15 protein-coding genes are annotated in these 12055 nt (G+C 50.0%); 1 reads left to right on the plus strand and 14 read right to left on the minus strand.

Going from position 1 to position 12055, the window contains the following annotated elements; all coding sequences use genetic code 11:
• The 8 genes from JW883_10465 to JW883_10500 form a co-directional block, all read right to left on the minus strand.
• The coding region (locus JW883_10465) for an acyl-CoA dehydrogenase (protein ID MBN1842689.1) at positions 1 to 1112 on the minus strand (1112 nt) is incomplete at its 3' end.
• A 51-nt stretch (positions 1113 to 1163) separates the two neighbouring features.
• The gene (locus tag JW883_10470) at positions 1164 to 1715 is read right to left on the minus strand and encodes a helix-turn-helix transcriptional regulator (GenBank protein ID MBN1842690.1); all 552 of its coding nucleotides are present in this window, start codon (positions 1713 to 1715) and stop codon (positions 1164 to 1166) included.
• Between the two features lie 311 nt (positions 1716 to 2026).
• Positions 2027 to 3001, minus strand: a complete 975-nt coding sequence (meaB, locus tag JW883_10475; GenBank protein ID MBN1842691.1) for a methylmalonyl Co-A mutase-associated GTPase MeaB — start codon at positions 2999 to 3001, stop codon at positions 2027 to 2029.
• A gap of 11 nt (positions 3002 to 3012) precedes the next feature.
• On the minus strand, positions 3013 to 3903 hold the full coding sequence (locus JW883_10480; GenBank protein ID MBN1842692.1) for an MBL fold metallo-hydrolase: 891 nt from the start codon (positions 3901 to 3903) through the stop codon (positions 3013 to 3015).
• 75 nt (positions 3904 to 3978) lie between these two features.
• Complete coding sequence (locus JW883_10485) at positions 3979 to 5394, minus strand: hypothetical protein (GenBank protein ID MBN1842693.1); 1416 nt, start codon at positions 5392 to 5394, stop codon at positions 3979 to 3981.
• Entirely contained in the window at positions 5394 to 6515 is a 1122-nt protein-coding gene (locus JW883_10490) for an SPFH domain-containing protein (protein MBN1842694.1), read from the minus strand. Before JW883_10490 ends, JW883_10485 begins: the two co-directional genes overlap by 1 nt.
• Positions 6516 to 6824: 309 nt before the next feature.
• Positions 6825 to 7325 (minus strand): hypothetical protein, encoded by a 501-nt coding sequence (locus JW883_10495; GenBank protein ID MBN1842695.1) that lies wholly within the window; start codon positions 7323 to 7325, stop codon positions 6825 to 6827.
• A 337-nt stretch (positions 7326 to 7662) separates the two neighbouring features.
• Positions 7663 to 7932 carry a hypothetical protein gene (locus tag JW883_10500; GenBank protein ID MBN1842696.1) on the minus strand — a complete coding sequence of 90 codons (270 nt, stop codon included), beginning with the start codon at positions 7930 to 7932 and terminating at the stop codon, positions 7663 to 7665.
• A 387-nt stretch (positions 7933 to 8319) separates the two neighbouring features.
• Here JW883_10500 and JW883_10505 point away from each other — a divergent pair, with 387 nt between their 5' ends.
• Positions 8320 to 8655 (plus strand): hypothetical protein, encoded by a 336-nt coding sequence (locus JW883_10505; protein MBN1842697.1) that lies wholly within the window; start codon positions 8320 to 8322, stop codon positions 8653 to 8655.
• 206 nt (positions 8656 to 8861) lie between these two features.
• Here the strand turns inward: JW883_10505 and JW883_10510 are convergent, their stop codons facing one another.
• From JW883_10510 to JW883_10535, 6 genes are all read right to left on the minus strand, one after another.
• Positions 8862 to 9164: a PIN domain-containing protein gene (locus JW883_10510; protein ID MBN1842698.1), complete on the minus strand. Its 303-nt coding sequence runs from the start codon at positions 9162 to 9164 to the stop codon at positions 8862 to 8864.
• A 109-nt stretch (positions 9165 to 9273) separates the two neighbouring features.
• The gene (locus tag JW883_10515; protein ID MBN1842699.1) at positions 9274 to 9585 is read right to left on the minus strand and encodes a hypothetical protein; all 312 of its coding nucleotides are present in this window, start codon (positions 9583 to 9585) and stop codon (positions 9274 to 9276) included.
• A gap of 176 nt (positions 9586 to 9761) precedes the next feature.
• Complete coding sequence (lexA, locus tag JW883_10520) at positions 9762 to 10172, minus strand: repressor LexA (protein ID MBN1842700.1); 411 nt, start codon at positions 10170 to 10172, stop codon at positions 9762 to 9764.
• 220 nt (positions 10173 to 10392) lie between these two features.
• Complete coding sequence (locus JW883_10525) at positions 10393 to 10689, minus strand: MTH1187 family thiamine-binding protein (protein ID MBN1842701.1); 297 nt, start codon at positions 10687 to 10689, stop codon at positions 10393 to 10395.
• A gap of 316 nt (positions 10690 to 11005) precedes the next feature.
• A complete protein-coding gene (locus JW883_10530) occupies positions 11006 to 11230 on the minus strand; it encodes a hypothetical protein (protein MBN1842702.1) in 225 nt (74 codons plus the stop codon).
• 617 nt (positions 11231 to 11847) lie between these two features.
• Positions 11848 to 12055, minus strand: a 208-nt coding sequence (locus JW883_10535; GenBank protein MBN1842703.1) for a hypothetical protein, incomplete at its 5' end; no start/stop codon positions are given.

Raw genomic sequence — 12055 nt, forward strand, 5'->3', positions numbered from 1 at the left:
ACTCGCTGGATCTCTGATGTGCCTTCATAGATGGTGAAAACCCGGGCATCCCTGTAGAAGCGCTCCACAGGATATTCCTTGGTGTAACCATACCCGCCATGCATTTGCAACGCTTTGGCCGTAACGCGGTTGACCATTTCAGATGCAAAGAGCTTAGCCATGGAGGCTTCCATGGTGTATCTTTCACCTCTGTCCTTTTTGGCCGCCGCGGAAAAAGTGAGCTGCCGGGCGGCCTCCAGTTCTGTAGCCATGTCCGCCAGTATCCAGCGCAGGCCCTGAAATTTTGAAATCGGTTGCCCAAACTGCTCACGTTCCTTGGCATATGAAACAGCCGCATCCAGGGCGGCCTGAGCCACACCCACAGACTGTGCGCCTATGCCTATTCGGCCGCCATCCAAGGCGGTCATAGAGATCTTGAAACCATCTCCCTCTTGACCCAACAGGTTTTCGGCCGGCACCCTGCAGTCTTCGAAAATAAGGTCGCTCGTATCAGAGGCGCACAGCCCCATCTTTTCCTCGGTCTTTCCCACCGTAAAGCCCGGCATACCCTTCTCTACAATGAACGCACTGATCCCCTTATGGCGTTTTGTCTTGTCTGTTTTTGCGGTGATGATGGTAACGCCGGCGTTCTTTCCGGAGGTTATGAAACGTTTGGTGCCATTAATGACGTAGTGGTTTCCGTCGCGCACAGCCGAGGTGGCCTGGCTCAGAGGATCCGATCCTGCCTGCGGCTCGGTTATGGCAAAAGCGCCGATGACCTTGCCTGCAGCCAGTTGTTTTAAGTAGGTTTCTTTTTGTTGCTCGGTCCCAAAGCGATTAATGGTCTCACACACGATAGAATTGTGGACTGACATGACTACAGCAGTAGAAGCACAAGCATATGCCACCTCTTGAAGGGCCAATATGTAACCAACGGTATCTACCCCCGCACCATTATACTCAGGCGGTACCATCATCCCCATGAGGCCGAGCTCTGCCATTTTCTTCAGGTTTTCGGCTGGAAATTCCTTTGTTCGGTCTCGCTCCATGGCCGTCGAGAGAAGAACCTCTCTCGCAAAGTCCCGGACCATGGTTTGAATCATGAGTTGTTCGTCAGTAAGTTGAAAAGACATAGGTTACTCCGTGGGTTTGTTGGTGCGGGTTTAGGCACTTTAGTTCATTCATTACGGCGTATATATGACAACCAGAAGGTCCGCCTTCTTGTCCCCGACATTCCTCAGTTTGTGCCTGATCCCGGAGTTAAAATGAAGAGATTCCCCCTCTTTCAGATTGTTCACGTGGTCACCCACGGTCACTTCCATATCTCCGGCCAGGACATACACGAATTCCTCTCCTTCATGTTGGTAGCCGACTCCTTTGTGATCCTTCATGGCATCTACTGTCACGCGGAAGGCCTTTAAGTGCTTTTTTTCCGCGCCCGGGGTCAAGGTCGTGTAGGCGTAATTTTCAGTGCGCTTTTCGTATGCCCTGACGCGTCTTTTGGCCGTTGACACCTGTTCCCTGAGCAAAGTCCCTGAATCGATCTCCAGGGCACGAGATATCTGCAGCAGGGTGCCAACTGGCGGCATGACCTTGCCGGATTCGATCTTCTTCAAGTAGTCAATGCTGCAGCCAGTATCATTAGCTACCTGATTCAGGGTCACCCTTTTCTTCTGTCTCGCCTTTTTGATCTTCTCGCCAATGGGCGGTGATTTAACCTGCTTCTTTCTGGGCATACAGAACCTCCTTGGGTGATGCAAATGCCAAAAGTGAATCAAGACGGTCTCGCAAAAAGTCGAAATCCGTCTCCGGCGGACTGTCATTCGGGCGAACCCCGGATCGTGGTCCGGGGCAGGCGCCGGAATCCAGTTTATTCAGCTAGTTACAAAGGCTCTGGACTCCGGTTTTCACCCGCCTGCGGGCCAGAGCCTATGGCGGAGAGCCCGGAGTGACGACTTTTTACGAGATTATCAATCAAAGGTCATGGTAAAGCCCCGGTTGGTACGCAATGGTTGAGTAGTCGAGTGGTGAAATAGTTGAGTAGTACTTAACCAGTCAACTTTTGCTCACTCATAATCTGCTCGCACAAAGTGAAAGGGTCAGTTCTCTTTTCTACAAGGTCGTCAATCATTCCTTGAAATGACTCGGAGTTTTCCAGCTTCTGAACGATCTCCGTGACCACACTCTCTTTCACCGTATCTACAAGTTCTCTAAAAGCCCTTTTCCTGAGGTGCTCCTTAAGGTGCGTTTTGGAATGATCGAATAAAGAGGCCTTGTGTGCCTCAATTTGCGACAGCAGTTCCGGAACACCTTTGTTTCGAATCGCCTCGGTGGCCATGATGGGCGGACGCCACGCTCCCTCATCGTCCCAGCGGGAATTCATGTCCAGCATGGCCTGGAGATCATTCATGGTCTTTTTGAGCCCATCCCGGTCTGCCTTGTTGATCACAAAGATATCAGCCACTTCAAGGATTCCCGCCTTAATAGCCTGAATATCGTCTCCCATGCCGGGAATGAGGGCTATGATCGTCGTGTGTGCCGTTGTGACAATGTCTACTTCGTCCTGGCCAACGCCCACTGTCTCCACCAGGATGATCTCCTTGCCCATGGCATCCAGGACATCGATGACGCTATGGGTCGAACGGGTCAGACCGCCGAAATGGCCACGCGTGGCAAGGCTCCGGATAAATACGCCAGGGTCTGTGCCGTGCCTTTGCATTCGAACCCGATCTCCAAGTATGGCGCCGCCTGAGAAGGGGCTGGTCGGATCCACGGCAAGCACGCCAAGGCCTTTCCCGGCCGTTCTGTAGGCCTGAATCATCTGATCCACCAGGGTGCTTTTCCCAACGCCGGGAAAGCCGCTTATCCCAATGATATAGGCCCTTCCAGTATGGGGATAAAGGGCTTTTAGGACCTCTCTTGACGAGGCAATGCCATCATCGATATCCCTGATCAGCCTGGCGGCCGTTCGGACATCTCCTCCAAGGATCTTTTCTACAGTCTGCCTTGCCTCAAGGTCCATACCCTAGTCCTTCAAACTGTCAGTTGCAAGCCCTCGTAAGCCATGAGCACAGTACAGGTCTGATTTTGGCGCTTCGATTCCACGTATTTTCGTGCCCTTTCAAATTTTTCGTGCAGCGCTTGATCATCATGGGTGGGTTCATGATGGAAAAGGACCAGGGTCTCGACTCCGGTTCGAAGGGCCATGTCAACGCCGGCAAGCGGAGAGCTGTGTCCCCAGGTCTCTTTGCTGGCCGCTTCCTCTGCCGTGTACTGGGCGTCAATTACTACGACTTTTGCATGGGAAAAAAACGAGATGAATTTTTCCTGATCCGATTCCGAAAGATCGTTTAGGGCCGTATCCGTGGCATACACAAAGGAAGGGCCTTGTTTCTCAACACGGTAGCCAAAGGAGCCGCCAGGGTGCTTCAACCCAATGCTGGAAACACTCAGCTCGTCAAGCCTTATGGTTTCCGCCTCAGCAAGGGGAAAGAATTCAATGTCTGCTTCCATGGATTCAAGGGGAACCGGAAAATACGCGGGCGCCTGTTGTGCTTTGAGGCGTTCTTCTATGTCGACATGGGGGCTGTAGATAATGATTCGGTTTCCGGGCACATGGGCTGGAAGGAAGAAGGGCAAGCCCTGTATGTGGTCCCAATGGGTGTGACTCAAAAAGAGATGGCAAGTCCCGGTCCCTTGGCCGAAGCTCCCTTCCATCAGGTCCAGACCGAGCGCCCTGATACCTGAGCCCGCGTCAAAGATGACTGTAGTGTCCCCTGACTGCAACTGCACGCACGGTGTGTTGCCTCCATACGTTCCCCCGATATGCTGGGGCAGCCCGTCAACAAAGCGTTTCAGTGCGCCTTCATCGCCAAGATTATGGCCCATGGCCATCCTGAACGCCCACACAATCTTTGCCTTCACCTCGTGAGAGCTCATAGGTGCGGGAATTGAACCCCGAACGCCCCAGAATCTGACAATCATATTATATCTCGCGTTTCAGCCGTCCACGGACATCGTGCCCTTCTGGATGCCACAACCGCAAAGAGCATCCCTAAGAAAAAGGCGCTGTTCATAAAATGGCCACCACAACAGATGCATCTTGCTGATAGATATGTCTGCATTCTGCACAAAGGCCTGGCTCTTTCGATTGTTTTTCGGTGTCAGGGAGCAAAGCAGGATATCTGCCATTCCACCAGCTGCTTTTGGGGGCAAGAATGCACCCATTAGGTTGCAGTCGGAAATACTTTCCTTGGACATATACTCCAAGACAGGCTGGCTCTGGGTAATGCTTGTGGCCAGTTTGTTTGCTGCCGAAATATTTCGGATCGCGACCGCAGGCACGTAGAACTGAATCGGTTTTTGGTCTGTGCTCCGGGCCAACCTTGTGGGAAACAAGAGGGAAAAACCATGCAGGTCTGCCGCTGTCTTAAGGGATTTTCCATTGGAAGCAATCTCGGCCTGGAACGCCCAGAACGGCAAAAAGACAAGGGGTTGGTTCAGGCCTTTTGGCGGGGCTGCCGTATCAAATCGCACTGCACTGAATCTGCCACCTCGTTCCATCCATGCCCGTTGGCAGGTCCCACACAGATGAATGATGTCAAAACGATTCAAGGGAAGCTCCCATCCGCAGTTGGGACACTTGAACGGAATAAATGAGACTTTGCTAAAACTGATGCGGACAGGCTGCTTTGCGGCCCTTGTTGCCATCTCTACCCATTGATCCTGGGTGAGCACCCGTGTTACCCTGTTTGCTACCGCATCGAGTATCAAGATGCGAGATTCATTTCCCGCCGAGACCTTTATCCTCCAGAAGGGGAAATAGACAATACTGTATCGCTCACCAATCAAGCGGGTCAGGTCAAGGTGGACCCGTATGCCGGTTTCATCAAGCCCCACGCCCGTCAAGGTCGCCCCGTGGCTTGCCGCTTCATTAAAAGTCACACCGACCTTCATAACGGCCCCCATCTCGGAGATTTCCGAGCGATCGAAAAAAAGGAGCTTCAAAGCCCCGGGCCTGATGCCCAGGGAGCGCAGTCCCAAGCTAATTCCGTCATAGGCCGGGAAGGTCTGATCGAGTTGTTTTGTCTTTAGCTCCTTAGTGATTTGGCCCTGGACATTCCTGCCAAATACCCACCTGAATACCATACCTTTTATACGCCAGTAAGGGGCAAAAAAGAGCTTCTTTTCGCTGACAAGGGCGTTCTTGGCGCCGATTTCTTTTGTGGCGTTTTGAATCGCCTTCTTGATGCGCCGGATATCCTTGCGTGGTGTAATATAGGTGCGTATGACGCCTGAACGACCTGTAATATGCAGCGCGCCTCCACAGTAGTCACAACGAATAACCGTGCTCTCTTCTTCAAATGAGATGTCAGCGCCGCACTGTGGGCAACGGGTGGAAAGAAACAGGTCCATTACCGTATTTTTTCACCGCAATTGTTGCAGAAATTGGCCTCAGCGAGCACATCGGCCCCGCACTTGGGACACTTGATATCGGGTTTTTCAACCCGTATCCCGCAAACCATGCAGAAACTGGCCTCAGGTGGCAGGTCCTTATTGCATGCGTGACATCGATTCACTACCACCATCTGGTGACCGCAATTGGGGCAAAACCGGGCCTCCATGCTGACGGGCGCATGGCATTGGGGACAGGCGATGCTTTGCTTTTGCGTTCCTGCGTCTGCCATGGACTTTTGAAGTATCCCGGGAAGCATTATGCCGAGGCCCGCGCCGACGCCAAGGCCAAGACCCTCCGAAGCCCCGCCAGTGCCTCCCGTGCCACCTGTGGCTGCATCTCCCATTGCTTTGGCCGCCTTGAACTTCAAGAACGCATCAAGATCCTGCACGGCCTGCATCCCGCTTCGCTCATCGATCATGCGTTGCACTTCTTCGGGCGGCGTAATGGAGTTGATGTAGAGGTCCACCAGACCGATGCCATAACGTTCAAAATCATCTTTGACCCTGCTCTTTAGAGCAACGGCAAATTCATCATACTGCTGCGGCAGATCAAAGATCGTGTCCAGGGTTTCGCCCAGCAGGTCATTCAAACGAGAGACAATGACGTCTCGAAGATAATCGGAAATGGCATCCGTGTCAAAGATACCCCGTGTCCCCACAAGGGTATTAATAAAGAGGAGGGGCTGGATGACACGCATGGTGTAGTTGCCAAATCCGCGAAGCCGCACAAGACCAAGTTTGGAGTCCTTGAATGCCACAGGGTCTTTTGTGCCCCACTTGAGGTTCGTATAGACCTTTAAATTTACGAAATAGGCTTCCGCGCGAAACGGGCTCTTGAATCCAAAGGGAAGGCTCAGGAGCTTGGTTATGAGGGGAAGATTCAGTGTGGACAGCGTGTGGCGTCCGGGACCAAAGAGGTCAAGGGCCTTTCCGTCGCGGAAAAAGACGGCAGACTGATTTTCCCTGACAATGAGCTGCGCGCCCATCTTGATATCTCCCGAACCCTCTTCAGGGATACGGTGGACCATGACGTCGCCGGTCTCATCAAACCACTCAATAATTTCCAGGAACACAGCCATGATGACCTCCTTTGTACGGATGGTATTCTTTGCGGCCTTAAGCCTGATGGACTTCTTACGAAGCCGTCAGGCCTGCTTTAAAAAAATCAATCATATACAAGAATCGTGCCTTGATCTGCCCATGTGGCACTAGCCATGATGGTGTAGCAGAAACTCTGCATTAGACGGCAAAGCAAAAAGTCGAGTCCAGTGAATATGCCATTTCGACTGCAGGGAGAAATCTTATATGTTCGGCATGTTAAATGGGCAAGATTTCTCGCTTCGCTCGAAATGACAAGTTGTCGAGACCCTTTGCAAAGCCGTCAGGCATTAGTCTCGAAAAAGGGCCGGCCTTTCCCGGACCTTGTCATCAAGGGAGGCGATTTGCTGTTCCAGCGGCTTTAGCGCATCTGTTCCTATGGCCTCAGGCGCCGTGCCCTTCAAACCCTGGGCAGCATCTTGAAGTGCTGACACGGATTCTGCCAGGGCGGTATCAAAGGCATAGAGCCTCTCGAGTTTGGGCTCATCAATCTTGACCGCGCCAAACACCCCTGAATAACCGTAGCTGGCGAACCGGATCGAGTCGGCCGCTTGATGGAGCTTACGTTCCAAGCGACCGAGCCGGTCCAAGTGTTCAAAATGGCCCACTTCTTGAAGGGCTGAGATAACGTCTTCTACAGCCTTTCTCGCCCCATCAAGACGCTCAGCCAGGCTTCCCCGCAGCTTCTTGTCCGTATCGCGCAAGCCCTCTTTGTCTTGATAACTCCCTATGCCCGGCACGAGGCGTGCCAAACGCTCCAACCGTTCCGCTAAACGCTCTGATGTTCCCATTGTTCCCCCACGATTTTGGTTACAGTGACAGCTCACGAACTTAAGAATATCAAGATTTCCATTTCTAAGCAGCGATACGCGAAGCAATTTTATTCTTCATATCAGAGCCTTGTGTTTCTATCAACACCGGAATTTGTCACGCAGTTCTCTGGGGCCAGTTACGCGGTCGCAAGAGGCGAGGTCGTTAAGAGAGGATTATGGTTTTACCAAATAGAATGAGCCACGACCGCGCACCCACAGAAGGCAATCTTCATATTAAGGATTGGCCTGAAGGGGATCGGCCCAGGGAAATGCTTTTGGAAGTTTGAATATCTAATGTCCTGCTTCTCGCATTACACTAGTCTAGCAGATAGAAGCCTGGAGGCTTGTCGGAGGTTTCTCTTATGTAGATTTCAACACGTCTTCTTAACAGGTATATTGCCCATTCCACGGTCTCAGCCTTTGAGCTGTGTTTAAGGTTCTTATGAAGGCGTGACAATACGTTGAACGAATCTTTGCTGATCCATATATTGAGTTGCTTCAACCCCAGAGCCTTCTTTCGTTCCCTTACAGCCTTTTGCCGTTCCCTGGCCTTTGCACGAAGTTGGGTGGCCTTTTTCTTTTTCATAATAGCCTGTTATTGACAAACAGTTACAACCAGGATACCGCTAGCCAATAACAGTGCCGGGATTAATTGTCAACAACGATATTGAGTAGCGATATTGAGTTTCCACATCAACCCTATTCTATTCTTGGTATATCTTGTTATTATAAAATCTTATGTCGGAAAAGAACTTGATCGTTTTGTCCACTACATCACCTTTTGAAACATCAAAACATGAGCATATTTGGAAGTCTGTGTAATCGTGCGATGTCCCAGTAGCTCCTGAATGGTCCTTACGTCCTTAGATATGAGAAGTGCATAGGTGGCAAGTGAGGGTGTCATTGACAGTATCACATAAAATCTGTCACAAAATCAGTCAGTTGTTTGACTCAAATCTTTTGGCAAGAACTCGTGACTTCTCATACCCCGTCGGATAAGTGCGCTCATATTGTAGAAAAGGCGAAGCTATCAGGAGCGTCATTGGCGGGGATTGCCAGCGTTGATTCGCTTCGAAGCTCGCCGTCTCATCAGACACACGGAAAGTTTGAGTTGCCTGCTGCTGCAAAGTCCGTATTCGTCCTGGCGTTGGTCCACGAGCAGGATGAACCAGAACTTGATTGGTGGGACGACAAGAAAGGAGGAACTCCGGGGAACCGGCGACTGGAAAGTATTGCCAAGCGCCTGAGTCAATGGTTGAAAGAAGAATGCAATATCATTGCTCGGTTCCTACAGGAGAGCTTTATGTAATGGACAAATGAAAGAGGATGAAGGGAATAAAGCCGTTTTCGAAAAACCGGAAAGTGATGATTCTCCGAGTATATGCATAATGTACTGCAGAGCCTGTGAACTGGCATGTCCTGTGGCTGGATAATCAGATGTATAAAAAATCGTCTAGCTGATGGATGTCACAGTTTGGCAAGCAAGCTTGACCGGGCCTCTAGTTCAGGTTTTGCCTAGATATGATTTCGACATCTGAACAGTTGCAGAGTAGGCTCTAAGCCTGCCAGGATTGTGGCATAGAATTCCGCTGTATCTTCATCTATTCCATGCAACCGAACGCGCGGTGTGTCCAAGAACCCAGCCAGCTCTTCCCGGTTCTTTTTCTCCCTTCTCCTCGCTTTAAACCCTGATAGCAATTCTCCGATACTGATAGAGCAGATGGCTATTTGCTTTGTTTGCCGCAGAACGTTGACCGTTTCCGGATCTCCTTTAAGTGCATGCGTGTAAATGTTGGTGTCAATCAGGACGTTTTTCATGGCCAGAGTTGCTTATCTATCTTACGTTCTGAATCGATTTTCATTGGAAGCTGTTTAAATTCCTTTTCGGCCCATCTGCCGAAAAGATGGTCCATGTCGTGTTTGTGGGTTAAAGTATTTTTCGCTTCACATTGAAAGCCTGATCTTCCTCGAATTCACCCATGACATAGAGCCTGATCTTCTGACTTCTGGGGAACTCTTTTTTTAAAAGGGTCTTGAGCAATTTTTTCAGCTTTTCCGGCCTTACGCGAAACCTCTCCTTGAAATAGCCGTTTTCAATGACCAAAAGGTCGCCTTCATCCATTCTAGCGATGAGGAGCGACCTGTTGCGCTTGTATGTCTGCAGGTCCAGGTAGTGGCCCAGAGGAAGCTTTTTCAGCCTTTCGCAAACAGTATCAATTATCTTAGCCTTATCAATCATCGAGGCAGCCTATTGGGAGGCTAGGAGGCATCCCGGTCTCCTATTTTACGTCCTCTAACGTCACCTCAACTCGATCCAGGCGCTATTGTAGCCGATCTCGCCAGTTTTTCGTCCCCCGGTGAACCGGTTCTTGTGTAGATACCACTTGGTTTTCCCGGACTGATCTCTCAGATCTGTCAGTGATACCTGTATTTCCGGATCACTGCGCACACCACCCCAAGGATTTTGATCTCATGGTTGTGCAGAATGATCGGTTTCATCTCACGGTTGGCTGGCTCCAGACGGATGTGGTCCGGCTCGATGTACAACTTCTTTAACGTGACCTCTTCGTTATTGATCAAGGCCACAACGGTCTCACCGTTCTCAGCCGTTTCCCTGGCTTCAATAATAATATAGTCTCCGTGCTGGACATTCTCATCTACCATGGAGTGACCTTCAACCCGAAGGGCATATGTTCGGAATCGGCCAACCATGTCCCTGGGAATTGAGATTGTCTGGTGATAGGGGAGGGCCTCTATGGGTTGGCCTGCAGCCACAGTTCCCATGACCGGAATTTCAGCGGGTTCAGTCTCGACTTCACAACGCATCCAGTCCCAATCAATTACAGATCGGGCTCTCTTTGCTTTGTGGGGTATTATTTTAGCTGTCATAATCACTCCTTTTCAGCAATACGTTCCAATTGTTTTGGGCCATTATGGACTTCTTTCGTTGGCCCGCCGCCGGCGGGACAGTTTCAGCGGTCGCAGCCAGTGCTTTGGCGAAGTAGGCTCGGATTTTCGTTGAACCCTGAACCCGTAAACAGTTACGTTACTTTTTACTAATGACTGATTTGACCTTGTCTTGCGCGGAAGCCTTCTTATCTCGGCGATCATCTACCTTTATGGACGTGACAACGCGAAGAGCGCCTTTCTTAAAGGGGACTTCGTGCATTTTGAGTATGACTTGGAATAGGTCTTGCAGGTCACCTTCAATGATTGTCCCCATACCGTGGAGTTCATAGCTCAGGCCGGAGCTATCCAAAACCTTGAGACATGAGGCCACATAACTACTCACACCGGGAGAGCCTGTTCCCAACGGGACTATGCTGACTTCGGCTATAGGCATTGCATAACCTCCTTTCAAACAAGCATTTCGTTGAAGAGGACTATAGAAATGTCCCGCTTTCCGCTTTCTAAAATTCTCCGTCAACGATGTTCATGAAACTAAGGGCTCGCGCAAAAATAACTTCACATTTTGGCATCTCAGCTTCAGCCCATCTTTGACCGATGCCTCATTCTCAAACTCCTCGAAATAGCTCGCTATTCCTGCGGTTTTGCTCAATCGGATCGGCCAAATCTGAACCAAATCTGAGCGCCAACCCTGCGAACTTATTCTTGCGCGAGCCCTAAGGCGTATCAGCTCCGCACATTATCGAATTGAACTACTTTTCAGTAATAGGGCTGTTATCCCAGTCAAATTTCTCTACTTTAAACCAGCCTTGCTGCGGTAAAGCATGAAAACTGACGGCTTTCGGATTACACCAATTATTGCCCCGCATAATCTGCCATTTGGTATACCGATTCATCGGCGAAGCGGTCTTGTCGATTCTATAACCATCCGGATGATAACCGACTTCTATTTCCGTAACATAAAATGTCTGATCCATCGCAAATATCGTTTCTCCTTTTGGTAGGCAACATCTTTCATAAATGACGAGACTTTCAGGTTCTTAGCAGAAGTACAGTAAGGATTCAACTGCAGAGTAACATTGCTGAATAAGTAAAGGTGGGGCAAACAGACCATTGTTAATATACTGTTTGCTTTTGAATTTTTTTCGGGCGGCCTGAGGTCAAATCTTTCATCTTGACAAATCAAAACTGGCCCTCAACGGATCAAAGCTTCTGACACATTGATTCACCACGCTCAGCATGTTTTTTTTGCTGGGGGAATAAGGGGCAAGTCTACGTTTGACTCTTGTTAAAGAGGAGTAAAAGTCAAACGTAGACCCCATCTCCTGCATCATTCTGAATCCTTTGTACTCAGACTCCTGAACCATGCGAAGCACTTCTTAAAAAAGGCGACCTCTTGTCGGTCGATTCCACATTGAGTTACGTAAGTAAGAGTTAACTTGAGAAATTATTTAGAGACTTTAACGCGTTATGTATCAGAACTGATTTCTGAAGTAAAGACCAAAGGTCGCCTCCTGTCCATACCTAATCCTTGTAGCATAAAACTGTGACAGATGCGGCCAGACGCTACGCTCTTTTCGCGAAAGAGTTAGCTCTACTGTGACAATGGCGTGCTGTGGCTTGCAAACAGATCCCTCAGGTGATAATAGGAGACCAGTTTGGGACGCGTTTCTGGGGGAAAAAAGAGGATAATATATTGGAATAAACTGGAAAGGTGGCGGAAGTGCATGGGAATCGAACCCACCCGGGACGGTTTTAGCGCCCCACACCGGATTTGAAGTCCGGGAGCCCCACCAGTGAGC

It is taken from the genome of Deltaproteobacteria bacterium (genome assembly GCA_016930875.1).
Classification (GTDB): Bacteria; Desulfobacterota; Desulfobacteria; order Desulfobacterales.